This window comes from Granulicella sp. L46, from assembly GCF_009765785.1.
Classification (GTDB): Bacteria; Acidobacteriota; Terriglobia; order Terriglobales; family Acidobacteriaceae; genus Granulicella.
Genome location: NZ_LMUT01000002.1, coordinates 212800 through 237782, shown reverse-complemented (window position 1 = coordinate 237782; position 24983 = coordinate 212800). Strand labels below are relative to the sequence as shown.

The window sequence follows — 24983 nt, the reverse complement described above, 5'->3', positions numbered from 1 at the left end:
TATCTTCCGTTGCGTCAGCAGAACTGGCCACGTTTGGGGTGGCCGTCTCAGCGAGAAAGCGGTCTGGTGGGTCGTGCGCGAGTATGCGAAACTGGCGGCCATTGAGCATCTAGCTCCGCACGATCTCCGCCGGACTTGCGCCCGCTTGTGTCACTCCGCCGGAGGCGAACTTGAACAGATTCAATTTTTACTCGGCCACCGGTCCGTAGAAACCACAGAACGATACCTCGGTTCGCGGCAGAGATTGGTGCAGGCGGTCAACGATCACATCGGAATCGAACCGGAGGCAGGTCAACATGATCCCTTTGACTCGAACCAGGGCTAGAAGCATTATTGGGGGTGACCACTGAATGGAGGGTGAGCGAATGCCCGATGCGCAGCGGAACTTGCCGAACATTGATTACGACCGTGAGAAGGTGGAAGAAACGGTTTTGGCTCTGTTGTGGCTGACGCTTGATGGCCATCGCCGGGCCTGGAAGAGCCACGATTGGGGTGTGCTGGATCAGCTGCACGAGCGCGGTTACATTTCAGACCCGAAGAGTAAGGCCAAATCGGTGGTGATGACCGAAGAGGGCGAGCAGCGGGCGCGAGAGCTTTTCGCCCGTCACTTCGGAGTCGACGCATAGCAGAAACACCGCCCTTAATCTGACGCCTATTGCAGTCGCCGGACCGTCAAAACGAAGTTGCTCAAAACGCGACTTTGCGGGAACGTCGGTGCATGAGTGACGAAAACGGCGTTTATGGGGACTAATTCAGACTCAATGAGTGCATCGGCCTGAAGTCAACAGTTGAGCCAAGGGTCGGCGAGCTTCCAGTGGACGGTCTAGCTGAGGACGATGGCGTTGTAGACCATGTGGACGAGGACGCAGGGGAGAAGGCTCTTGGACTTCTTGAAGAGGAGGGCGTTGGTGGCTCCAAGGAGGAAGACGGGAGGCCAGGCGAGAGGTGGGTGGTAGATGGCGAAGAAGGCAGCGCTGCCAAGAATGGCTTGCCAGCCTCCCCATTCGCGGTCGAGAGCGCGGTAGAGAAGGCCGCGAAATAAGTACTCCTCGGCAAACGGAGCGAAAAGGACGGCCATGACGAAGTAAGAGGATTTGAAGAAGGGGATTTTGGCGGCGGCCGCTTCGGAGTTGCGGAGGATTTCGATGGTGGCGGGGATGTGGTGGAGGAGCCACATATAGCCTTTGCCGAAGCAACCGAGGCCGATACCAATGGCGAGGCCAATCATGCAGATGCCGAGGGTTCGCTGGTCGGGCAGCTTGATGCGAGTCCACCAGGGTGGGGTTTCGAGTTTGGGCTGGGCGAAGAGGGTATTGGAGGAGAAGGTGGCCGGGCTAGCGTCGGGGCGAATGTAGGTGGGGGAGAGCCAGTTCCAGATTTCATGTTTGGTGACGCCACGATTGCTGAGGAAATTGTTGGTGGCGAGCGAGGCGCCGACGGCGCAGATGGCGTAGCTAGTAGCGCGGGCGATAGCAAGGCTGTCTTTGCCCCCCATGGCGTAGATAATTCCGGTCAGGACGGCGCAGACTTCGACCATGACGCTGATGGCGATCATGGCGTGCATCAGGGTTGGTGGATCGGGGATGACTTCGGACCAAGGGTCGTAGAGGTAGGGAAGGCGGGCGCGGAAATTTTGCCACATGGCAGCGGCGGTGATCCAAGAGAAGACGATTCCTACGATGGCGAGCTGCCATTGCTGAGTGATTAGGCCGATGGCGAAGGTGAACATTCCGAGTTGGGTTGCCCACTGGCGGCCGCGCGGAATGGGTTCTGTTTCGCCGGACTCGGAAGTAACGCGGACCAGGATTACGGATTTTTCGGCCATGCTCCGGGCAAAAAGGAACCAGCCGAGGCCAACGAGGACAATCTTCCAGGCCTCTTTGGGGAAGGCGGAGACGGCGCCGGCAAGAATGAGAAGTACCATAGCGGTGGAAAGCAGGGACCACAGCCAGGCCTTGGCTTTGAGGAGGCTTTCGAGGCCTCGGGGCCAGGTGAGGGCGATCCAGAGGGCTCGGCCTTCGGAGGTGAGGGACTTGGGACCGAGGATCCAGAGGAAGTAGGTTCCGAAGAGAATGGCGGCACCGCAGAGGTAGTTCCAAGCGTCGGTGGCATGAGCGAGGAAGACCCGGAAGTTGAAGACCTGGAAGGCTGCGACGGAGATGGGGATGAGGATGGTCTGAACGATGGCTCCGCGATCGCGCATGAACCAGAGGAACTCCTTGCGGTAGAGCGGTTCTTTGCCGAAACGGAGGGGTCTACCGCGGGAAGGGCTGGTGTCGGCGGCGAAGTTTCCGGCGAGGCCCTGCTTGGCTCCCCAGAGGCTGAACCAGACAGAGCCGATGAGGAGCAGAGCGGCGGTGGTGAGGGCGGCGGCTGCTCCGAGGATGAAGGAGGGTGAGGAGTCAGGGTGGATTCCTACAAACCAGTTGAGATATGGCCAAGGGGCGATGGTGAAGGGGAGAAAGAGCTTGTGAATGGCATGGAGGATGGGGGTGAGGATGGCAAAGGAAAGCAGGAACGCCATCATGGAGGAGTATCCGAACCAGCTGATGAGGCCGACCATGGCTCCGCGATTGCGGGGGGCGAAACGCAGAGTGATGGCGATTTCGAGTGCCTTGCCGAGGCAGGCGAGAGCGATGGTGATGGGGATCCCGAGGAGAAAAAGGGCTATGAATCCAATGCCTGCGTTGTAAACAAGGCCGAAGAGGAAGGCGATGAAGAGCGGGCCGGCCCAGTAAATGGGGTTGGCGGCGATGGGGGAGAGCATCTCTGCGAAGAAAATGGAGCCGGGAGGGACGGGATGGGAGAAGAGCCACTCCCACATAGGGTGACGGCGCTGGGAGAGATCTAGCTCGAGGCCTTCTCCCTGGCAGACGAGCATTCCGGCCCAGAGGAGAAGCATCAGGGAGCCTAAGAGCGGGGCGAGGCCATGGGACGTGTTAAGGGCGGAGAGGCCAACGTGGGCCTGACGTTCGGGGATGAAGTCCTGGGAGCCGTGAGAGATGTTGGCTGCGATGAGGTGTTGCTCTATGGCGGACTCAGAGCCGCCGTCGTCGTGGGCGAGTTGACGGGCTTCAGAGTGGTAGGTGGAGGTGTCGAGCGGATGGCCGGAGTCGGAGAGGGTTGTGCCTTGTTCGGCCCGTAAGGCCTGGTCGTAGAAGTAGTTACTGACGACGATCTTGCCGTTGATTGTTGCGTCGAAACGCTGGGCGGATTCGACCGCGGAGGATACGGCGAAGGCGGCCATGATGTTGACGGCGATCATGAGCGCAACGGAGAAGAAGTAGCCAAGGACATTCCAGTCGGTGCCCTGGCTTTTGGTGCGCTGGTTGAGAAGGTTGCGCTGACGGGCTCGACGGCCGTGCGCGCGACGGCGGGAGTTTCCAAGCAGTAGCTGAACGGTGCGGCAGAAGCCGGGAGGGGTTGGGGGCTTGAAGTTCATGCTTGCAGGGGGCGTGCGGTGAGCCGGAGGAAGATTTCTTCGAGAGTGGCGTTCTCGTAGCGGGCGCGGAGGTCAGGGATGGAGCCGCTGGCGATGAGGCGGCCTTCGTTGATGATGACGGCGTGCGAGCAGAGGCGGGTGACGTGGTCCATGAGGTGGGTGGAGAAGAGCACAGTCGTGCCTTCGCGGGCGAGCTCGGAGATCAGGTCATAGAAGAGGTGGGTGGATTCGACGTCGAGGCCGTTGGTGGGCTCGTCGAGGACGAGGAGCTTGGGCTGGTGGAGGATGGCGAGGAGGAGGCCGAGCTTTTTCTTCATGCCTCGGGAGTATTCCTCGGCGTAGTTGTCGATGTCTTCGGCGAGGCGGAGGCGGCCGATGATGGGGGAGAGGCGCTCCATGGTGGCGGCGGCGTCAAGGCCGTGCATGGCGGCGGAGAGTTCGAGGACTTCGCGGCCAGAGAGGTAGGAGTAGAAGATGGGTTCGTCGGGGAGGAAACCGATAAGGCGCTTGACAGCTACGCGGTCTTCGAAGGCGTCGAGGTTGTCGACGCAGACCTGGCCGCTGGTGGCCTTGAGGATGCCCATGAGAAGTCGGAAGAGGGTGGTCTTGCCGGCTCCGTTGGGGCCGAGGAGGCCGCAGATCTGGCCGAAGGGAACAGAAAAGGTGATGTCGTTGAGGGCGTGCTTGTCGGGGCCGAAGGACTTGGTGACGTGGTCGACTACGACGAGGCCGGGTTGGGGGGTGGGGAAGATCTCTGGGCTCATAGGGGAGAGAAATCGCATGTAGGATTTGGAGACGATTGTAATCGAGAATGCGGGGGATGGGCTGGTTGTGTATTACGCGGTATCGACTCCCTTTGCAGAACAGTTCATGAGGGGCCACCGCTTTTTTCCGATTGAGACGCGATCACTGTCCAAACGCTATGCGGCCAGCTCCCGCGAGGTAAACGCTCCCGATGGGTAACTCTGCCAGCTTTGGCTCTGACTGAGCAAAAAGCTGCTTGCCCGTTGAAAGGCATGGCCAGCCATTTTCGCGATTGCTCCCAAAATCTTCCCAGAATGCGTGTCTTCATCTCTTCACCGGGTGACTTGGAATTAGCAAGCAATGAACAACGGCTTCATTCAATGCATCTGATCGGCGTGCTTGTATGAGCGCATTATCGCCAACGCGCTCACCGACGTCGGATTGGTAACGGGAAGTCGGCTTATCGTCAGTAATCCCGTCGTTCCCGAGAAACGGTGTTTTGGGAAACTACGACATTGTGACCCGTCTCCGCTTTCTATCAACGAGCGTTGAATCTCCAATGCACTCATCGAGCTTCGGATCAGTGGCGAGTCGGCATATATTGAGCAATTGGCATAAAATCTCCGTATGCTGACGCTCTCCAAGCCGCTGTCAGCGGGACAGGTACGGACGTACCATGAGCGGGAGTTTGCGTCCGAGCAACAGAATTACTGGAGCCGGGACCAGCACGGGCATAGCGAATGGCAAGGTACGCTAGCGCAGCAGTGGGGATTACAAGGTGAAGTCGGCTCCGAACACTTCGCCAGGCTAACCGAAGGTCAGCACCCGATCACCGAGGCGCAACTCGTGCGCCATCAGGTTTCCCGAACCTACGAGGGCAAGAACGGCAAGGAAGTCACGAGCGTCGAGCACCGGGCCGGATGGGATGCAACCTTCTCAGCGCCGAAGTCGGTTTCATTGACTGCCTTGGTGGGCGGTGATGATCGTGTTCGAGAGGCGCACCGGGAGAGCGTGCGCGTGGCGCTGGGTGAGCTGGAGCGCTACACGCAGGCACGGATCGGCAATATCCATGCACCGGAAACCACGGGCAGGTTTGTGGCTGCGACCTTCGAGCATGACACCGCACGGCCCGTCGAAGGCTACGCTGCACCGCAGCTCCACACTCATGCTGTCATCTTCAATGTCACCGAGCGCGACAATGGACAGACGCGCTCCGTGCAATCCCACGAGTTGTATGCATCGCAGCACTACGCCACGTCGATTTACCGTGCGGAGCTGGCTTCGAGGTTGCAGGGCCTGGGTTACGAGATCGAGTCGGGCAAATATGGGCAGCCTGAGATCAGAGGCTATACAAAGGAGTACCTCGAAGCCTCAAGCCCGCGCCGCGAACAGATCAAGGACCATCTTCGCGAGCAAGGACTCGATGGAGCAGGAGCCGCGCAGGTCGCGGCCCATTACACGCGCGACCGGAAGGAGCTGTTGTCACCGGAGGAGGTGCTGCAACAGCATCGCGAGTTAGCCGCGCAGTATGGTCATCAGGCGGACCACGTTGTTTCCCGAGCAAGGGAACATGGCCAGCGCCAGAACTACGAGCCGGAGAAGGCAGCGCAACAGGCGGTGACATACGCCCGCGACCATCTCTTCGAGCGGTCTGCCGTAGAAGACCGCCGTTCCATCCTTGAGAGCGCGCTCAATCGCGGTATGGGTGAAACGACATACGCTCAGGTCCGGCAGGAGTTCGACCGGCGGTTGCAGGCAGGCGAGTTTCGGCAAGCGCAAGTCTCCGTGCGAGGACCGCAGATCACCACCGCTGCCATGCTGCGCATGGAACGCGAGACGATCAATCTCATGCAGGAGGGCAATAGGCGCGGTTTCGACGATCCGATGCTGGTGGGTCCGAGCATCCGCATTGCGACCGAAGACCGTCACCCGGAGTTGAATCCTGCGCAACGAGAGGCGGTCGATGCGGTCTTTCTATCACGGGAAAAAATCGTCGGATTGGATGGAATTGCGGGCGGCGGGAAGACAACGACACTGGCCGTGGTACGTGAAGGCGCAGAGGCCGAAGGGTATACGGTCGAGGGATTTGCACCCACGTCTCGCGCCGCGCAAAAGCTGGGGGAGGCTGGGATTAAGACTTCGACTTTGCAGATGCATCTAGCGCGTGGACAGAAGCCCGATACCGGGGAGAAACGCCTGTATGTTCTGGACGAATCCTCTTTGGCCTCAACCAAGCAGATGCACGAGTTTCTGACCCGCCTTCATCCGAATGACCGTGTCCTCCTGGTCGGCGACACGCGCCAGCATGAATCCATCGAGGCAGGTCGCATCTTCGCGCAGCTTCAGGATGCGGGCATGAAGACAGTCAAGCTCGGCGAGATCGTGCGCCAAAAAGACCCGGAGCTAAAGCGAGTCGTCGAGCAACTTGCGCGGGGTGAGGTAGGAGAGGCCATCGTGGGGTTGGAACGGCAGGGCCGGGTGCATGAAGTGAAAGATTCAGCCGAACGCGTAGCGGCGATTGCGAAGGAGTATGCGAAGTCGCCAGAGAATACGCTGGCCGTTTCGCCGGACAACCGCTCACGCACTGAACTTAATCAGGCGATTCGCGCGGAATTGCGAGAAAGAGGAGTCGTCAGCAAAGAGGAGTATAGGGTTCGAGTGCTTGTGCCGCGTCAGGATCTCACCGGCGCGGACCGTATGTGGGCGGCGCGCTACGAGGTCGGTGATGTCCTGCGTTATAGCCGAGCATCGAAAGAGACGGGGATAGGTAAAGGCGAATACGCACGAGTATCTGCCGTCGATGCTTCGAGCAATCGGCTGACCGTTGAACGGACCGATGGCTCGGAGCGCATCTACGATCCACGCCGCCAACAAGGAGTATCTGTCTACCGTGAAGAAGAGCGAGCCTTCTCTGTCGGAGATCGGGTGCAGCTCACCGCACCTGCACATGAACTGCGCGTCGCCAATCGCGAGTTAGGGACAGTCAGGTCTATTGGAGAGGAGAAGCGAATCGGCTTGAAGATGGATGATGGCCGTCCGATAGAAATTGATGCGGCGAAGCATCCGCATCTAGATCACGGCTACGCGGTCACCAGCCATTCCAGCCAGGGCCAAACTGCCGAGCGAGTTCTGGTGCATGTGGACACCGAGCTGGGAGCAAAAGACCTGCTCAACAATCGCATGGCGTATGTTGCCCTCTCGCGCGGAGCGCACGACGCGCAGCTTTTCACGAATGACCGCGAGAAACTTCCTGTTGCTCTCGGCCACGACGTATCCCACCAGAGCGCCCATGCATCGGATGTTACCGCCTCTAAAGGGGTTCAGCAGGAGATCGCACCGAAGCAGGAGCATAGCTACGGGCATGGAATCGGTCTGTAGATACTGAGTAGCTTGGGTGGATATGGCGTTTCGCTCAGGGATTCGCCGCCCTAACGATAGATTGAGTCGAGCAATCCAAGCACTTCACTAAGAGTGCATGTGCTGTGCGGAGGAGGTCTCCTCCGCGCTGCGACCGCGTTCGCGTTCTTCGCTGACACCTCTGCGGGAGTTTCCCTCCCGCAACGCCCTTCCTATAAATCCTAAGCGCTGGCGCGCACTCGATAAGGAAACCAAGCCTTCCTAGTGGGCGCTGCCCCCCGCGCTCTGCAAGGCCATTCGCCCTTCGGGTTTTGGCTCCCCCACGCTACGCGCGGTCCCCCCAAAAAGCTCCGCTCAAAGACCTTTCCGTTTGCTACCCCCGCCTTCGCCAGGTGGCGTTCGGCATGTACATGCCGCGTTTCAACGCGGACGTGCAAAAGCCAACACTAAGGAGCCAACGCCATGAATACAATCGCCACCACCGACAGCAAGAAGCCCAACACCAAACAGGAACTCATCACCGCCAACATCAAGCTGCTGATTGAGCAGTTGGAAGCCGGACACTCCGAAGCCCTCACCCAATACCTGACGGCGATGAGCCGTTTCCATACCTATTCCTTCGGGAACGTGTTGGAGATCGCGCGGCAGATGCCGACCGCGACCCGCGTCGCCGGGTTCTGGACGTGGAAGAACCTTGGACGCAGCGTTAATGCCGGAGCCAAGGGCATTCGCATCCTTGCTCCCATCGTTGGCGTTCGGCGTAAGAAAGACATTGAATCCGAGCGGGATATCACCAAGCAGAACGAGCGGGTACTGTTGGGCTTCCGCAATGCCTACGTCTTCGATATCTCCCAGACCAGCGGCGTCGAGTTGCCGGAGATGGAGAGCGTCATCGGCGACCCCGGCGAGAACATCGAGCGACTGACCGAGTTCCTCAACAACAAAGGAATTGCAGTGAGCTACAGCGAGAACATTGCGCCAGCACTTGGCATGAGCTACGGCGGACGCATCGCTCTGCTACCCGGACAGTCGAAGGCTGAAACTTTCAGCACGCTTGTCCATGAGGCGGGACACGAACTCCTTCATAAAGCCGAGCGCCGGACGGCAACGACGAAGACCGTGCGCGAGACCGAGGCCGAAGCTGTGGCGTTTGTTGTCGGGAAGGCTGTGGGGCTGGTGAATGGTTCGGCCTCTGCCGATTACATACAGCTTTACAAAGGCAATGCCTCTCTGTTGGCCGAGAGCTTGGAGGTCATCCAGCAGACCGCCAGCGTCATCCTAGCCGCACTGGAGCCGTCCGTCGCCGACGAAGTAACCAACGAGGAACTTGCTGAGGTCGCAGCATGAACACTATGACTGCGAGCATGTAACAATTCTGTCGACGCACGAAGACCGGACAGGCGGGACGCTGGCCCGCCCGTCCGCCGCTTTTTTGCGGCGCGGGAGACACCCTGCGGGTTTCTCCCGGCCCTCTTCAGGCGCTGAGAAAGCTGTCATTCAGACCGAAATCTGCACAAACATCCTGCACAGTTCCTGCACAGCCAAAATATAACCACTTATACCTTCTAGAATGATAGGTTTCTGCAACCTTTATCACTCGTTCAGGATGACGACGAAAAACAAACAACGGCAACGGCAACGGCAAAGGCAAAGGCAGCGGCAGGGGCAGCGGCAGGTGCGGGGCGCGATGATATTCGCGCCTGGCGGTGGCTAGTGGATGGGGCGTTGGAGGACGACTACGTCGAAGCGGTTGAGGGTTACGGAGTGGGTGGTGGCTTTGGAGGCGTCGGCGAGGACGTCTTCAAAGGCGGAGGGGAGGGTGATTGTTTGAGGAGTGTCGCCGAAGTTGATGAGGATCCAGACTTGGTGGTGAGCGTCGCTGCGGATGTAGAGGTCTACGCCGGGAGGGAGGGTGCCGAACTCGGGATGCAGGTTGGCGTCGGCGACCATCCACTTGGCGGCGTTGGCCAGGGTGTCGCCTTCCAGGTTGGCTCCGATGTAGGTGATGCTGCCGTTGCCGATTTTGCGGGTGATGGCGGCGGGCTGGTCGTCGAGCCAGCCTAGTGGGGTTTTGCCGTAGCGCATGAGGACTTTGGTTTCGGGGTTGGAGGTGGACAGGAGCTCGGCCCAGGTGTTGGTGGGACCGGAGCCCCAGGCGCCGGAGATGGGGATCGTGGTGTCGAGCGCGTAGAACTGGTCGACGCGACCGCCGAGGAGGGGAACTAGCGGGCCGGGCTGGCGCTGGGGTTGGAGAGCGTTGTCGATGGTCTTCATGGCGGAGCGCTGGGTGAGGACGAGGTGGCCGCCGCTGTGGACGTAGTCGATAAGGTTCTTCGCTTGTTGGTCAGTGATGAGGTTTAGGGCGGGGGCGATGACGAGCTTGTACTGCGAGAGGTCGACGGACGGGTTGACGACGTCGACGGAGTGGGTGAGGGCGCGGATGGCGCCGTAGTAGGCGACCATGGCGGCGAGGGGATCGAAGGCGTGGTTGTGACGCTGCCAGTCGATGGCCCAGAAGGCGTCGTAGGAGTGGAGGATGGCGACGTCGGAGTGGACGGTGGTGCCGGCGAGCGCAGGGCCGGCTTTGGCGAAGTCGGCGCCCAGGTGAGCGACTTCGGCGTAGAGCGGGACGGGCGTACCATCCGCTCCGACTAACGTCCCGTGGTATTCCTCCTGGCCGTTGAGGTCGGAGCGCCACTGCCAGTAGGAGACGGCGTCGGCACCATGGCCTACGTCATGCCAGGCCATGGCGCGGACGGCGCCTTTGTCGAGGGAATTGTTGTCGGGCGACCAGTTGACGAAGCCGGGCTGGGTTTCCATAACCCAGAAGTTTTTGCGGAGGAAGCCGCGGGTGAGGTCGTGGGCGGCGCCGTTGTAGATGGGGTTGAGTTGGCCGGTGCCGACGTAGTCGTCCCATGAGGCGAGGTCGAGGTCTTGCGAGACGGTGTAGTGATCGTAGCCGTCGAAGAAGCCCATCATGTTGGTGGTGATGAACTGGCGGTGGTCAGAGTTGGCGCGGATTACGTCTAGCTGATTCTTCTGGTAGCTGCGCCAGGTGTCGGAGACGAAGCGCTTCCAGCTGAGCAGGAGGCCGGGATTGCCGTAGGTGGTTTCGATGGGGATCTGCGACCAGTCAGAATAGGTTTCGCTCCAGTAGGCGGTGGTCCACTTGTTGTTGAGGTTGTCGAGGGTGCCGTAGCGGGCTTTGAGCCATTGCTGGAACTGGGCTTGTTCGGCGGGGCCGAAGGATTCGCTGGCGTACTCGTTGTCGATCTGCCAGCCGATGACGTTGGGGTCGTGGCCGAAGCGTTTGGCGAGCTGCTCGGCCATGGCGCGAGCTAGCTCACGATATTTTGGGTTGGCCCAGTTGAATTGTTGGCGGTTGCCGTGCTCGTCGCGGCGACCGTCTTCTTTAATGCGAAGGGTTTCGGGATATTTGGTGGTGAGCCAGGCGGGGGGCGCGGCGCTGGGGGTGCCGATGACGACCGCGATGTGGTGACGCTCGGCGGCTCGGATGGAGCGGGCTAGCCAGTCGAGATCGTAATGGCCTTCGGAGGGTTCGAGGTTCGACCAGGCGAATTCGCCGACGCGGACGAAGCGGATGTGCGCGGCTTCCATGAGGGAGAGGTCGGCGTCCCATTGGGATTCGGGCCACTGCTCGGGATACCAGGCGGTGCCGAGGTAGAGGGCGGGCGGAGTTGCGGGCGCGGCGGCTGGTGGGGCTGGTGGGGCCTGGGCGCGGAGGAAGGGGGTGAGAAGAACGATGGCGGCGAGGGAAAGGGCAGAAAGCCGAGCAGCGGAGTTCATGTGTTGATCCTACGGGGGATTGGGCGATTGGCTCTAGACAAACGTTGTACTCCGTAGCTGAAGAGGCTGGGCAAAGGTATTGCCATCCTGATATGCTTCGACGCCAGAAGCGAATTCAGCAAAGCTAAACCGTTTTAATAACCATTTGCAAGTTGGAATTGATTGCGTGTAGGAATGGTTCCGGCGGTGCGACGGCCGGAGCGCGATATTGGAAGGGGAGATTGATGAAGATTGGGTCGGTTGTTGGGAAGAGCTGCGTTCTGGCGGGGTGGGCGTTGCTGAGTCTGGGCGCGGCGCGGGTGAGTGTGGCGCAGACGACTGCGGCGGGAAACCAGCCATGGATGAATGCGGCGCTGGATCCGGATGCGCGCGCCGACATGATGATCAAAGAGATGACGCTGGATGAGAAGATCCAGCTGGTGCATGGGATCGGGTGGGGGCCGCTGCGTGCGGGTGCGTTTGTGCCGGTGGCGGACAATGGCGGCGCGGGATTTGTGCCGGGGATTCCGCGGCTGGGATTGCCGGATATCAATGAGGCGGACTCCGCGGTGGGCGTGCGGATGGCGGCGAAGGATAGCCGGTATGCGACGCTGCTGCCGAGCGTGATTGGGATGGCGTCGAGCTGGGACCCGAAGATGGGATTTCTGTATGGCGCGGTGATTGGGCGGGAGCTGCGCGACCAGGGATACAACATGTCGATTGGCGGGGGCATGGATTTGATTCGCGAGCCGCGCAATGGACGGAACTTTGAGTATGCGAGCGAAGATCCGGTGCTGGCGGGAACCATGGTGGGCGAGCTGGCAATGGGCGTGCAGTCGAACCAGATTATGGGCGACATCAAGCACTACGTGCTGAACGACCAGGAGACGGGGCGGAATTCGCTGAACGCGGTGCTCGAGAAGCGGGCGATGCAGGAGACGGACCTGTTGGCGTTCCAGATTGCGATTGGGATGGCGAAGCCGGCAGGCGTGATGTGCAGCTACAACCGCGTAAATGGCGACTTCGCGTGCGAGAACCAATATGTGCTGACGGATGTGCTGAAGAAGGAGTGGGGGTTCAAGGGGTTTGTGCTGTCGGACTGGGAGGCGACGCACAGCACCGTGAAGGCGGCGCTGGCGGGACTGGATCAGGAACAGCCGGGCGATGGATACTTTGGGGCTCCGCTGAAGGAGGCTGTGCAGGATGGGCAGGTGCCGATGGCGCGGCTGGATGACATGGTGCACCGGATTGTGCGCAGCATGTTTGCGACCGGCGTGGTGGATCATCCTCCGGTGCGTCGCGTGGTGGACCCATTCAAGGGGCGCGAGGATGCGCGGAAGATTGAGGAAGAGAGCCTGGTGCTGCTGAAGAATGAAGGCGGGATTCTGCCGCTGGTGGCGGGTGATGGGAAGGCGATCGTCATCATTGGCGGACATGCGGATGAGGGCGTGTTGTCCGGTGGCGGGTCGGCACAGGTGGACGCGCCGGGCGGGCGGCCGGGTGGATCGGTGTGGGGGAGGCCGGTGTATTTTCCGTCGTCGCCGCTGCAGTTTGTGACGGAGCAGGCGGGCAGCGGAGCGAAGGTGAGCTTCGATGCGGGCACGGATGTGGCGGAGGCCGCGAAGGCTGCAGCCAAGGCGCAAGTGGCGATCGTGTTTGTGACGCAGTGGATGAGTGAAGGCATGGATCGGCCGACGCTGAGCTTGCCGGATAACCAGGATGCGTTGGTGGAGGCGGTGGCGAAGGCGAATCCAAATACAGTGGTGGTGTTGGAGACGGGCGGGCCGGTGTCGATGCCATGGCATGGGCGCGTGAAGGGAATTGTGGAGGCGTGGTTTCCGGGGATTGGCGGTGGCGAGGCGATTGCGAATGTGCTGTTTGGTCGCGTGAATGCTTCGGGGAAACTGCCGGTGACGTTTGCGGTGGACGAGGCGCAACTGCCTCATCCGACGGTGACGGGGTTGACGGCGACGACTGAGAATAACGGCATGAATGGCGGCGGCTTCCACGGGATGCAGTCCAAGAACTTTACGGTGGACTACAACGTCGAGGGGATGAAGGTTGGGTACAAGTGGTTCCAGGTGAAGGACGAGACGCCGCTGTTTCCGTTTGGATTTGGGCTGAGCTATACGAGCTTTGCGTACTCGGGCCTGAAGGTGGCGCCGGGCGCGGAGAGTGTGAGCTTTGAGGTGAAGAACACTGGCGCGCGTTCGGGCGATGAGGTTGCCGAGGTGTATGTGACGCTGCCCAAGAGCGCGGACGAGCCGTTCCGGAAGCTGGTGGGATTTACTCGGGTGTGGGTCGACGCGGGCGCGAGCAAAACGGTGACGGTGCCGATTCAGCCTTTGTATTTGCAGGTGTTTTCTACGGAGAAGAACGGATGGGAACGGTTGGCAGGAAAGTATGGGATTGAGGTGGGTGGGTCTTCGGCGGAGCTGCCGCTGAAGACGGAGGTATCGTTGACGGCGCAATAGGGCGCGAAGAGATTGAAGGCCCTTTCGCTGCGTGTTGACTGCATGTGTACCGGGATTGCGCGAGGGTCAGATTGGCTGCGGTGATCTTTCTATGAGAAAAATCGGTCTGGTAGTGGCGTTGCTGAGTGCTGGGTGTCTGGCTGTCGCGCAACAGAAGACGGCAGTTGTTCCGGAGACGGCGGTGTATGCAGATAGTAGTGCGCCGGTTGACGCGCGGATTACGGATCTGCTGAAGCGGATGACGCTCGACGAAAAGGTGGATGCGTTCAGCACGGATCCTACGGTGCCGCGGCTGGGTGTGGTGGGGACCGGGCATGTGGAAGGGCTGCATGGATTGGCGCTGGGTGGGCCGGGGCATTGGGAGGGTCACGCGGGGGGGCATAGTGTCATCACGGTGATTCCGACGACGACGTTTCCGCAGTCGCGAGGCTTGGGGCAGACGTGGGATCCGGCGCTGCTCGAGAAGGCTGCGGCGCAGGAGGCGTATGAGACGCGGTATGCGTTTGGGAAATATCATCGCGGGGGGTTGGTGGTGCGGGCTCCGAATGCGGACTTGAGCCGGGATCCGCGATGGGGGCGGAGTGAGGAGTCGTATGGGGAAGATCCGTTCTTAGTGGGGACGCTGGCTACGGCGTATACGCGCGGGCTGCAGGGGGATGGGAAGTACTGGACGACGGCGAGTTTGCTGAAACATTTTCTGGCGAATAGTAATGAGAATTTGCGGACGTCATCTTCTTCGGACTTTGATGAACGGCTGTTGCAGGAGTACTACTCGGTGCCGTTTCGGATGGCGATTGAAGAGGGGCACGCCAATGCATTTATGACGGCGTACAACTCGTGGAACGGGACGCCGATGATTGAGAATCCTGTGCTGCGCGATGTCGTGATGAAGCAGTGGGGTGAGGATGGGATCATCTGCACGGATGGTGGCGCGCTGGCTGCGCTGGTGAAGGATCACAAGGCGTACAAGACGTTGCCGGAGGCGGTTGCGGCTACGGTGCATGCGGGGATCAATCAGTATCTGGATGACTACAAACCGGCGATGGAAGAGGCGTTGAAGCAGGGGCTGATTAACGAGGGGGATTTGGATCGGAATCTGCGCGGGGTGTTTCGCGTGATGATCAAGCTGGGGATGCTGGATCCGAAGGCGATGGTTCCACAGGCGCGGATTGGATTTGATGATGGTGCTGGGAAGATGCTGGCGAAGGATCCTTGGTGGAGTCCTGAGGCGAAGGCGCTGGCTCGGAAGGTGACGGACGAGTCAATTGTGCTGCTGAAGAATGAGTCCTACGCGGACGGCGAGAGGGGGAGTAGCGGCAATGGTGGCAGCAGACTCCCAGCGAGGACACTTTTGCCGCTGGATGCGAAAGGGTTGAAGTCGATTGCGGTGGTGGGGCCTTACGCGGAAGAGGTGCTGCTGGATTGGTATAGCGGGACGCCACCGTTTGCCGTGACGCCTCTGGAGGGGATTCGTGCGCGGGTTGGGGCGGGTGTGACGGTGACGTATGAGAAGGGCGATGATCTGGGCGCTGTCACTGCGCTGGCGAAGCGGGTGGATGCGGTGGTGGTGGTGATCGGCAATCATCCTACGTGTGGTGCTGGATGGGAGAAGTGTCCGGCGGCGAGTGACGGCAAGGAGGCTGTCGATCGAAAGAGCTTGACGCTGGCGCAGGAGGAGATTGCGAAGGCGGCGCTAGCAGGGAATCCGAAGACGGTGGTGGTGCTGCAGGCTAGCTTTCCGTATACGACGAACTGGACTCAGGAGCATGCGCCAGCGATTTTGGAGATGACGCATAACAGCGAGGAGCAGGGCGATGGGTTGGCCGATGTGCTGTTCGGCGACTATGATCCGGCGGGGCGGCTGACGCAGACCTGGGTGCGCGATGAGGCGGATCTGCCGGCGATGATGGACTACAACCTTCGCAATGGGCGGACGTATCTGTATGCGAAGCAGAAGCCGTTGTATGCGTTTGGGTATGGGTTGAGCTATACGAGTTTTGCGTACTCTCATCTGCGGGTGAATGCGTCGACCCTGAAGGATGGTGCGACGACGATGGTGAGCGTTGAGGTGAAGAATACCGGTTCGCGCGAGGGGGATGAGGTGGTGCAGATGTATGTGTCGCATGAGGGATCGAGTGTGGCGCGGCCGGTGGAGGAGTTGAAGGGATTTACGCGGGTGTCGTTACGGCCGGGGGAAGTGAAGACGGTTACGCTGCCGTTGGCGGCGAAGTCTTTGGCGTATTGGGATGAGGGGAAGAAGGCGTTTGTGGTGGAGAAGGATCGTGTGGTGGTGAAGGTGGGAGGGAGCTCGGATGATTTGCCGGTGAAGGCTGTGGTGCAGGTGATGTAGAGGGGCTAGGGAGAAGCAAGGGCAAGAGCGGGAGACAGCAGGTTCCTTGCTGCGCTCGGAATGACAGACAGAAAAGCAAGGGCGAAAGCAACGGCGACAACAACCGCAACGGCGACAACAATAGCAATAGTAAGTACATGGGCCAATGCAGGGATCTCTCCACTGCGCTGCGCTCCGGTCGAGATGACGAGTTATTGGGGGAGTAGGTAAACGTTTCAAGAGCCCGAGCGAGAGTCGTCAATTGTGAGAGTCGTCAGGTGATGGAGGAGTTGGATATGAATTGCAAGGTTGCAGTCGTTCGTGGCGTTGGTTTGCTTGCGTGCCTTATGGCGGTCAGTGGCGTTTCGCGGGCGCAGCAGTTGACGTTGCAGCGGGGGGCGGCGACGGTGGTGGTGGAGGCTTATGCGCCGAATATTGTGCGGGTGACGATGAGTTTGGATAAGGCTCGGGCGCTGGCGGCGGCGGGTTATGGGATTACCGCGCGGCCGCAGAGCGATGGATGGACGGCGGAAAGTGGAGAGGCGGGAGATGTGCTGAAGTCGTCGCGCATGGTGGTGAGTGTGCAGGGGCAGGGGAAACCGTATACGGGCAAGCTGCCGGATACGGCGAAGTTTTTCAATGGGTATACGCCGTATGTGGGGCTGTCGATTAAGACGCCGGAGGGCGCGACGCTGCTGGATATGCGGGGTTGGGAGATGTCGGTGCCGAACTATAAGGATGGAAACCATAACATCCTGAATGAGCGGCGGCCGACGGATGATCCTTACTTCCAGGTGGGAGCAACGTTTGCGGCGCCGAAGGATGAGCATTATTACGGGCTGGGACAAAATCAGGAAGGGTATCTCGATCGACGCGGGCGCGTGGTGCGGTGTGCGCATGACTACAACGCGCCGGGCGGGCAGAGTGTGTGCGTTCCGTTCGTGGTGACGAATAAGGGTTATGGGATTTTGTGGGATAACCCGTCGCGGACTACGGTGGCGTTTGCGATTGCGAATGCGACGAAGTGGACTAGCGATGTGGGGCAGCGGGTGTCGTTCTTTGTGATTGCGGGTAAGACGTATGACGAGATCTATGAGGGTTTTCGGACGCTGACGGGCGATGTGCCGATGCTGCCTAAGTCGGCGTATGGGTACATCCAGTGCAAGCAGCGGTACTCGAACCAGGCTGAGTTGATGGGGGTGGCGAAGGGATATCGCGAGCGGCATTTGCCGATTGATGACCTGGTGATTGACTGGTTCACGTATACGAAGATGGGGGAGATGGATATGGATCCGGAGAAGTGGCCGGACCCGGTGGGGATGTTGAAAGAGCTGCACGCGATGAACTATCACGTGATGATCAGCGTGTGGCCGCGGTTTGTGGAGAGTAGCCGGTATTATCCGCTGCTGCTTAAGAATGGTTGGTTCGAACACCTGGCGGATGGGACGCCGACGAATGGAGAGCCTTATGATCACGCGGGGTCGGACATTGATACGACGAACCCGGATGCGGCGAAATGGTATTGGAGCGTGGTGAAAGAGAACTACGTGGACAAGGGGTTCGATGCGTTCTGGGCGGATGAGACGGAGCCGGATCTGTCGCCGAATGGAAGCTACTTTCATATTGGGCCGGGGACGCAGTACTTCAATACGTACCCGCTATTTCATACGGCGGCGTTCTACAACGGCATGCGTCGGGATATGAAGGAGCGGGCGCTGATCTTGGCGCGGGATGCGTATCCGGGGGCGCAGCATAATGGGGCGATTTTCTGGTCGTCGGATATTAGCCCGACGTGGGATGTGCTGAAGCGGCAGGTGCCGACTGGGATTAATTTTGTGGCATCGGGGATGCCGTACTGGAGCACGGATATCGGGGGATGGCAGGACTTGCCGAGGGTTCATAAGGCGGAGCGGCCGGTGCTGATTGATCCGAGTGACGCGCGTGCGGTTGTAGGTGGGTATGACGATTATCCCGAGCTCTATGTGCGGTGGTTTGAGTATGGGGCGTTTCAGCCGAATTTTCGCACGCATGGGACGCGGCCGGAGAATGAGGTTTGGAGCTACGGGAAGCAGGCTGAACCGATCCTCGAGAAGTTCCTAAGGCTTCGCTATGAGTTGATGCCGTACATTTATTCGCTCGGATGGCATGCGCATGAGACGGGCGCGCCGTTTATGCGTGGGCTGTTTATGGACTTCGGCGACGATCCGAAGGTTGCTGGTATTGGCGACGAATATATGTTTGGGCCGGCGCTGCTGGTGGCTCCTGTGACGGACCAGGGGATGACGAGCCGCGAGGTGTATCTGCCCGAGGGAACCGATTGGTACAACTTCTGGACGAATGAGCGGGTGCGTGGCGGGCAGAATATTACGGTGAGCGCGCCTATCGACGAGATTCCACTGTTTGTCCGGGCGGGTTCGATTCTGCCGCTGGGGACGGTGGTGGAGAGTACGAACCAGGTGCAGAAGGTGGCGAAGGTGCGGGTGTATCCGGGGGCGGATGGAGCGTTTGATCTGTATCGCGATGATGGGACGTACGCGTATGAGAAGGGGCAGTTCGAGGTGAGTCATCTGCGCTGGGAGGATGGTGCGCAGAAGTTGACGCATACGGGTGCAGAGGTTGGGTTCGCGAACGGTGAGTCGGTGGAGGTTGTCGGGAAGCAGTAAATGCGTGCTGGTCGGGGTTTGCGCGGCCGGGCTATAATCGCGCTAACGAACGGGTGCACTATGTCGACGCGACGCAATTCGACGATGGACCTTCAGGGGATGTGGAGGGATGCGAAGACACACGAGGGTGTGAGCGTGACCTCGCGCGCGTTGCCGAGCAGCCTGCGGCCCAATCTTTTCTCCGGCGATTAAGTCTTCATTCTGTAGCGCAATGGTGTCATGCGTTCTTTCGACTTCGTCGAAATGAGCGATGCGTTCATGCCTCTTGAGGACATGGCCTTCTATCCGCTGCAATGCCAAAGGAGAAATTTGATGAGCACACAGACACAAGAGTTTGTTCGGGTGGCGAGCCCGGAGACGCATGCGCGCTTCGGACCGAAGTTCGTTGGGGCGGTGCCGGGTCCGAAGGCGAAGAAGATTGTCGCCGAGGATGATCTTTATCTTTCGCCGAGCTATACGCGCGGATATCCGCTGGTGGTGAAACGCGGGTATGGCTGTCGCATCGAAGATCCGGATGGGAATGAATTTTTGGATTTCACGGCGGGCATTGCGGTGACGTCGACGGGGCATTGCCATCCCGAGGTCGTGAAGGCGATACAGGATCAGGCGGCGCAGTTGATTCACATGTCGGGGACGGATTTTTATTATGACCTGATGCCGAGGGTGGCGGCGAGGCTTTCGGCGATTGCGCCGATGCCGGGGCCACATCGCATCTATTACGGGAACTCTGGCGCCGAGGCTGTAGAGTGCGCGATGAAGCTGGCGCGCTATCACACGGGGCGGCCGAACATTATCTCTTTCGTGGGGAGCTTCCATGGGCGCACGATGGGGGCGCTGTCGCTGACTGCGTCGAAGGTGCAACAGAAGAGGCGATTTGCGCCGTTTGTGCCGGCGGTGACGCATGTGCCTTACCCGTATGCATACCGCGGCTGTAGCGGCGGGCCTCAGGAGCAAGAGGAGTTTGCGCTGGGATGTGCGCGGTATATCGAGGAGAAACTGTTCAAGACGCTGCTGGCGCCGGAAGAGGTTGCGGCGATTTTTGTCGAGCCGATTCAGGGTGAGGGCGGGTATGTGGTGGCGCCTGATGTTTTCCTGCAGGAGATTCGGAGGATCTGCGATCGTCACGGAATTCTGATGGTGGTGGACGAAATTCAGTCGGGCGCGGGACGCACGGGCAAGTGGTGGGCGATTGAACACTCGGGCGTGCGGCCGGATATTGTTTGCATGGCGAAGGGGATTGCGTCGGGGATGCCGCTGGGCGTTTGTCTATCGAGGGCCGAAGTGATGGATTGGGTGCCGGGTTCGCACGCGAGTACGTTTGGCGGAAACCCGTTGTGCCTGGCGGCGGCGCTGGCGACGATCGAGATCATTGAGCGCGAGGCGATGGCGAATGCGGCGACGGTTGGTGGCGCGGCGCTCGAGCGCCTGGGTACGTGGGTTGGGAAGCATGAGATTGTTGGCGAGGTGCGTGGGCGCGGCTTGATGATCGGCGTTGAGATCGTTGAGAACAAAAAGACGCGCGCGATGGCCGGTGAGCTTCGGGATAAGATCGTCGACCTGGCATTTGAGAAGGGGCTACTGCTGTTGGGGTGCGGAGCGAATACGGTTCGTCTCTGCCCGCCGCTTGTGGTGAGTCAGGATGAAACGGACGTTGCGCTTGATCTGCTGGAAGAGTGCATCGTTCAGGTGATGCAGTAAGGCGAAGAGCGCTGGTGCGCGGAGAAAGCTGAAGGAGAATTTGTATGACGACGGATACGGTTGCGTTGGAGCAGGAGGTTCACGAGCTGCTGTCGCGCCTGGGCGTGCCTGAGCGTAGGTACTCCCAAGGTGAGTTAATTGTGCGCACGCCAATTACGGGGCAGGTGATCGCACGCGTGGCTACGACGACGGAGTCGGCCGCGCGTGAGGCGATCGCAGCCGCGCACGAAGCGTTTCTGGAATGGCGCAATGTTCCTGCTCCGCGGCGTGGCGAGTTGGTGCGGGTGCTCGGTGAGGAGCTACGCGCAGAGATTGAGACGCTAGGGCGGCTGGTGACGATTGAGACGGGAAAACTGTTGTCCGAGGGGTTCGGCGAGGTGCAGGAGATGATCGATATCTGCGGCTTCGCTGCGGGATTGTCACGACAGCTTGCCGGACTTACGATCGCGTCGGAGCGCGCGAACCATCGGATGATGGAGACATGGCATCCACTGGGCGTGGTGGGTGTGATCTCGGCGTTTAATTTTCCGGTTGCGGTGTGGTCGTGGAACGCGGCGCTGGCGTTGGTGTGTGGCAATGCTGTGGTGTGGAAGCCTTCGGAGAAGACTCCACTGACGGCGTTGGCGACGCATGCGTTGTTTGAGCGAGCGGCCGCGAAGGTGGGGAATGTGCCGGCGGGACTGTCGGCGCTGCTGATCGGGGACGCGCGGCTGGGAGAGATGTTGGTGGACGATGCGCGGATTCCGTTGGTGTCTGCAACGGGCTCGACTGCCATGGGGAGGGCGGTTGCGCCGCGATTGGCGAAACGGTTTGCGCGGGCAATCCTGGAGTTGGGCGGAAACAATGCGGCCATTGTTTGTCCGAGCGCGGACCTTGATCTTGCTTTGCGGGGGATTGCGTTCTCTGCGATGGGAACGGCGGGCCAGCGGTGCACGTCGCTGCGGCGCTTGATTGTGCACGAGACAATCTACGACGATCTGGTTGCGCGGTTGAAGCAGGTATATCTGTCCGTTGGGGTGGGGGATCCGCGGGCCGATGGAACACTAGTGGGGCCGCTGATTGATGGCCGTTCGTTTGCGGGGATGAGGGCTGCTCTCGACGAGGCAAGAGGCAGCGGGGCGGTCATTACGGGAGGCGAACAAGTTGCGGTTGAGGGAACCGAAGATGCTTTCTATGTTCGGCCTGCGTTGGTGGAGGTCGCGCAACAATCCGATGTGGTGAAGCGTGAGACGTTTGCACCGATTCTGTATGTGCTGAAGTATCGCGAACTCGAAGAGGCAATTCAATTGCAGAACGATGTTCCTCAGGGATTGTCGTCCTCGATCTTCACGTTGAACGTGCGCGAGGCTGAGCGGTTTGTGTCCGATGCCGGATCCGATTGTGGGATTGCGAACGTGAATATTGGCACATCGGGTGCAGAGATCGGCGGAGCGTTTGGCGGCGAGAAGGAGACGGGCGGCGGGCGCGAGTCCGGGTCGGATGCGTGGAAGCAGTACATGCGACGTGCGACCAACACCATCAACTATGGGACGGATCTTCCGCTTGCGCAGGGAGTGAGCTTCGACATCACGGCGTAGATGTTAGCGCGAAAACATGCTGACATCTTGTGAGATTGCTTCTTGGTTTTTCGACGAATTCCCGTGATTTCTGAGGGTTTTGTTGCGTGCTTCTCGTAGAAAATCATGCGCATATCTATACAGCTAGTTATGAATAATCATTCTCGTTGACGGTTCGGAATTCGCCTGCGATGCTTCAGGCTATGCAGACACCCAGAAATATCAATGTAGATGCGCGCGTGGCGCCGAAGACTTTCATCGCAAGCTCAACTTCTTCCGGCAAGCCTGCGCTTCTGATGTGCGCCCCGAAATTGTATGAGGTGAGTTATGTTATCAATCCGTGGATGAAGGGGAACCTTGGGAATTCATCGCGGCGCCGAGCTGCGCAGCAGTGGGAAAGCTTATATACGGTTCTTTCAGGGTTGGCGGACATTCACTTAGTGGAACCGATCGCGGGCTCTCCGGATATGGTTTTCACGGCGAACGCTGGTTTGGCGCGCGATGGGGTGGTGGCCATCAGCAGCTTCTATCATCCTGAACGCCAGGGCGAGGAGCCGCACTTTCGTGAGTGGTTCCGCAAGGCTGGATACGCGGTAGTGGATCTTCCGCGCGACACGCCGTTTGAGGGCGAGGGGGATGCGCTGTTCTCCGCAGATGGCGCGCGATTGTGGGCCGGACACGGTACGCGAACACTCGAGGCAAGCCATGGCGCGTTGCAGAAACTGTGGGATGTGGAGGTGGTTAGTCTGCGGCTGATTGATCCGCGCTTCTACCACTTGGACACATGCTTCGCACCGCTTGAGGATGGGTCGCTTCTTTACTATCCGCCGGCATTCGATGAAGAGTCGTTGAAGAAGATTGAGGCGGCCTATCCGGCCGAAAAACGGATCGCTGTGCGTGAAGAAGACGCTGTGGTGTTCGCCTGCAATGCGGTGAATCTGGGTAAGACGATTGTGTTGAATTGTATTAGCGCGGCGTTGGAAGACGAACTTCGAGGGCGCGGATTCGAAGTGATCCAGGTGCGTCTTGATGAGTTTCTGAAAGCCGGAGGCGCGGCAAAGTGTTTAGTGATGAAGCTTACTGCGGAGCTCCATGCGAAGAGTGAAGCGCTTGATGTGGTCGAGTCAGTGGGCGATACGGCGGCAAAGCTGATTGCGATGGAAGAGGAGTATGGGGCGCACAACTATCATCCGCTGGATGTGGTGATCGATCGGGCGCATGGAGCGTGGGTGACCGATGTGAACGGGAGGCGTTACCTGGATTTCCTGGCGGCGTACTCCGCTGTGAACCAAGGGCATTGCCACCCGGAGATTTTGGCGGCAATGGTGGAGCAGGCGCAGAAGGTGACGTTGACTTCGCGCGCATTTCGGAATGATCAGCTGCCTTTGTTGCTGAGAGATTTGCATGCGTTGACGGGCTTCGAGATGGCGCTGCCGATGAACTCGGGCGCCGAGGCGGTTGAAACGGCGCTAAAGGCGGCGAGGAAATGGGGCGAGACGGTTAAGGGAATCGAGGCGAATCGCACGGAGATTATTGTTTGCGCAAATAACTTTCACGGGCGAACAATTTCGATTGTTGGGTTCTCTACCGATGAGCAGTATCGTTCGGGTTTCGGACCATTCCCGGCGGGATTCAAGCAGGTTCCATTTGGCGATGCCGAGGCGCTTCGGCGGGCGATTACACCGCAGACAGCGGCGTTCCTGGTGGAGCCGATCCAGGGAGAAGCTGGGGTGGTTGTTCCTCCCGAGGGATACCTGCGGGAGGTGGCGGAAATCTGCAAGGAGAATAACGTTTTGCTGATCGCGGACGAAATTCAGTCGGGACTTGGACGCACTGGGAAACTGTTCGCGTATATGCATGACGGGATCACTCCCGACGTGTTGATTGCGGGCAAGGCGCTTTCGGGCGGATTCTATCCGGTGTCGGCTGTGATGAGCTCTCGAGAGGTGCTGGGGGTGTTTCGGCCCGGAGATCATGGCAGCACGTTTGGCGGAAACCCGTTGGCGTGTGCTGTGGCGCGCGCAGCGCTGCGGGTGATTGTGGATGAGAGGCTTGCGGAACGGTCGGCGGAGTTGGGAGCGTATGCGTTGGCGAGACTGCAAAGGATGAGTAGCGGGCCAGTGCGCGAAGTTCGCGGACGAGGATTGTGGATTGCGATTGAGTTGAACGTGCCGGCGCGGCCGATTTGCGAGGCGTTGCGCGATCGCGGGGTGCTGTGCAAGGAGACGCATGAGACGGTGATCCGGATTGCGCCGCCGCTGGTGATTCGTCGCGAAGACCTGGATTGGGGACTCGAGCAGATCGAGCTTGTGCTGACAGGAGATTCGAAAAAGCGAACTGACGAAGGTTTGCTTAGAAGCGAAGAGGACGCTTTCTCTCGAGTGGCGTAGAGAGGACCATGCTGGTGGTCGGACTGCCGTAGGGTAGAAGCTTCTCGATGAGGTCTTCTAGTTCAGTCGTTGAGGCGAGAACCACCTTGAGCAGGAAGGCGTCGTTGCCGGTGAGGTGGTGACATTCCTGCACGGCGTCGAGTGTAGGCAGGAACTTGAGGAACGGTTTGTAACGCGTGCCTTCGCAGGTGAGTCGCACGAAGGCTGTGATATTGAAGCCGAGGGCCTGCAGGTTGATTTCCGCGTGGTAGCCGCGAATGAACTCGAGACTTTCGAGGCGGCGCAGGCGCTCGGCGGTGGCGGAGGGGGAGAGGCCGATGCGTCGACCGAGCTCGGCTACGCTGAGGCGAGCGTCGGCAGTGAGCTCCCGCAGAATTTTGCGGTCGATCTGGTCGATTCCAGTGTGGAGAAGCATGCGGCGCTCCTTGGGTTCGTTTGATCGGGCGAACGCGGGTAGTGCGTGACAGCGCTCAGCCGTTGATTGTGGCTATATAAACGACATTCGCCATTGAATCAACGGTGTACTTGCCATATTACCGCAGCA

Annotated in this window: 14 protein-coding genes; 10 read left to right on the top strand and 4 right to left on the bottom strand. The window is 59.7% G+C overall.

All coding sequences use genetic code 11. From position 1 onward, the window contains the following. Both GSQ80_RS00890 and GSQ80_RS00885 read left to right on the top strand, forming a co-directional pair. The coding region (locus GSQ80_RS00890) for a tyrosine-type recombinase/integrase (protein ID WP_158785624.1) at positions 1-325 on the top strand (325 nt) is incomplete at its 5' end. A gap of 40 nt (positions 326-365) precedes the next feature. Beyond that, positions 366-626, top strand: coding sequence for a DUF6429 family protein (locus GSQ80_RS00885; protein ID WP_158785623.1), 261 nt, complete (start codon positions 366-368; stop codon positions 624-626). Between the two features lie 197 nt (positions 627-823). On the opposite strand, the gene GSQ80_RS00880 is transcribed toward GSQ80_RS00885, so the two are convergent. Together GSQ80_RS00880 and GSQ80_RS00875 are read right to left on the bottom strand one after the other, a co-directional pair. Beyond that, positions 824-3442: a CPBP family intramembrane glutamic endopeptidase gene (locus GSQ80_RS00880; RefSeq protein ID WP_158785622.1), complete on the bottom strand. Its 2619-nt coding sequence runs from the start codon at positions 3440-3442 to the stop codon at positions 824-826. Next, positions 3439-4206 carry an ABC transporter ATP-binding protein gene (locus GSQ80_RS00875; RefSeq protein WP_158785621.1) on the bottom strand — a complete coding sequence of 256 codons (768 nt, stop codon included), beginning with the start codon at positions 4204-4206 and terminating at the stop codon, positions 3439-3441. Before GSQ80_RS00875 ends, GSQ80_RS00880 begins: the two co-directional genes overlap by 4 nt. 607 nt (positions 4207-4813) lie before the next feature. Between GSQ80_RS00875 and mobF the strand changes: the two genes are divergently transcribed. Next, positions 4814-7564: a MobF family relaxase gene (mobF, locus tag GSQ80_RS00870; RefSeq protein WP_158785620.1), complete on the top strand. Its 2751-nt coding sequence runs from the start codon at positions 4814-4816 to the stop codon at positions 7562-7564. A gap of 441 nt (positions 7565-8005) precedes the next feature. Next, on the top strand, positions 8006-8890 hold the full coding sequence (locus GSQ80_RS00865; RefSeq protein ID WP_158785619.1) for an ArdC family protein: 885 nt from the start codon (positions 8006-8008) through the stop codon (positions 8888-8890). A 363-nt stretch (positions 8891-9253) separates the two neighbouring features. Here GSQ80_RS00865 and GSQ80_RS00860 read toward each other — a convergent pair whose 3' ends face one another. Further along, the gene (locus tag GSQ80_RS00860; protein ID WP_158785618.1) at positions 9254-11350 is read right to left on the bottom strand and encodes a beta-galactosidase; all 2097 of its coding nucleotides are present in this window, start codon (positions 11348-11350) and stop codon (positions 9254-9256) included. A 224-nt stretch (positions 11351-11574) separates the two neighbouring features. Here GSQ80_RS00860 and GSQ80_RS00855 point away from each other — a divergent pair, with 224 nt between their 5' ends. The 6 genes from GSQ80_RS00855 (at position 11575) to rocD (ending at position 24439) form a co-directional block, all read left to right on the top strand. After that, the gene (locus GSQ80_RS00855) at positions 11575-13803 is read left to right on the top strand and encodes a beta-glucosidase (protein WP_158785617.1); all 2229 of its coding nucleotides are present in this window, start codon (positions 11575-11577) and stop codon (positions 13801-13803) included. 91 nt (positions 13804-13894) lie between these two features. Continuing rightward, positions 13895-16153, top strand: coding sequence for a glycoside hydrolase family 3 C-terminal domain-containing protein (locus GSQ80_RS00850; RefSeq protein ID WP_158785616.1), 2259 nt, complete (start codon positions 13895-13897; stop codon positions 16151-16153). A 275-nt stretch (positions 16154-16428) separates the two neighbouring features. Further along, entirely contained in the window at positions 16429-18795 is a 2367-nt protein-coding gene (locus tag GSQ80_RS00845; RefSeq protein WP_158785615.1) for a glycoside hydrolase family 31 protein, read from the top strand. A 312-nt stretch (positions 18796-19107) separates the two neighbouring features. Continuing rightward, on the top strand, positions 19108-20493 hold the full coding sequence (locus GSQ80_RS00840) for an acetyl ornithine aminotransferase family protein (RefSeq protein ID WP_158785614.1): 1386 nt from the start codon (positions 19108-19110) through the stop codon (positions 20491-20493). Between the two features lie 44 nt (positions 20494-20537). Then, positions 20538-22070, top strand: coding sequence for an aldehyde dehydrogenase family protein (locus GSQ80_RS00835; RefSeq protein ID WP_158785613.1), 1533 nt, complete (start codon positions 20538-20540; stop codon positions 22068-22070). A 170-nt stretch (positions 22071-22240) separates the two neighbouring features. Beyond that, entirely contained in the window at positions 22241-24439 is a 2199-nt protein-coding gene (gene rocD / locus GSQ80_RS23720; protein ID WP_371315667.1) for an ornithine--oxo-acid transaminase, read from the top strand. On the opposite strand, the gene GSQ80_RS00825 is transcribed toward rocD, so the two are convergent. Next, complete coding sequence (locus GSQ80_RS00825; RefSeq protein WP_158785611.1) at positions 24402-24854, bottom strand: Lrp/AsnC family transcriptional regulator; 453 nt, start codon at positions 24852-24854, stop codon at positions 24402-24404. The genes rocD and GSQ80_RS00825 overlap by 38 nt on opposite strands. Between the last annotated feature and the right edge of the window lie 129 nt (positions 24855-24983).

Excerpts from the sequence above, each read along its gene's own strand:
- GSQ80_RS00885 (WP_158785623.1), top strand. The coding sequence starts at position 366 with ATGCCCGATGCGCAGCGGAACTTGCCGAACATTGATTACGACCGTGAG.
- GSQ80_RS00880 (WP_158785622.1), bottom strand. The coding sequence starts at position 3,442 with ATGAACTTCAAGCCCCCAACCCCTCCCGGCTTCTGCCGCACCGTTCAG.
- GSQ80_RS00875 (WP_158785621.1), bottom strand. The coding sequence starts at position 4,206 with ATGAGCCCAGAGATCTTCCCCACCCCCCAACCCGGCCTCGTCGTAGTC.
- mobF (WP_158785620.1), top strand. The coding sequence starts at position 4,814 with ATGCTGACGCTCTCCAAGCCGCTGTCAGCGGGACAGGTACGGACGTAC.
- GSQ80_RS00865 (WP_158785619.1), top strand. The coding sequence starts at position 8,006 with ATGAATACAATCGCCACCACCGACAGCAAGAAGCCCAACACCAAACAG.
- GSQ80_RS00860 (WP_158785618.1), bottom strand. The coding sequence starts at position 11,350 with ATGAACTCCGCTGCTCGGCTTTCTGCCCTTTCCCTCGCCGCCATCGTT.
- GSQ80_RS00855 (WP_158785617.1), top strand. The coding sequence starts at position 11,575 with ATGAAGATTGGGTCGGTTGTTGGGAAGAGCTGCGTTCTGGCGGGGTGG.
- GSQ80_RS00850 (WP_158785616.1), top strand. The coding sequence starts at position 13,895 with ATGAGAAAAATCGGTCTGGTAGTGGCGTTGCTGAGTGCTGGGTGTCTG.
- GSQ80_RS00845 (WP_158785615.1), top strand. The coding sequence starts at position 16,429 with ATGAATTGCAAGGTTGCAGTCGTTCGTGGCGTTGGTTTGCTTGCGTGC.
- GSQ80_RS00840 (WP_158785614.1), top strand. The coding sequence starts at position 19,108 with ATGAGCACACAGACACAAGAGTTTGTTCGGGTGGCGAGCCCGGAGACG.
- GSQ80_RS00835 (WP_158785613.1), top strand. The coding sequence starts at position 20,538 with ATGACGACGGATACGGTTGCGTTGGAGCAGGAGGTTCACGAGCTGCTG.
- rocD (WP_371315667.1), top strand. The coding sequence starts at position 22,241 with ATGCTTCAGGCTATGCAGACACCCAGAAATATCAATGTAGATGCGCGC.
- GSQ80_RS00825 (WP_158785611.1), bottom strand. The coding sequence starts at position 24,854 with ATGCTTCTCCACACTGGAATCGACCAGATCGACCGCAAAATTCTGCGG.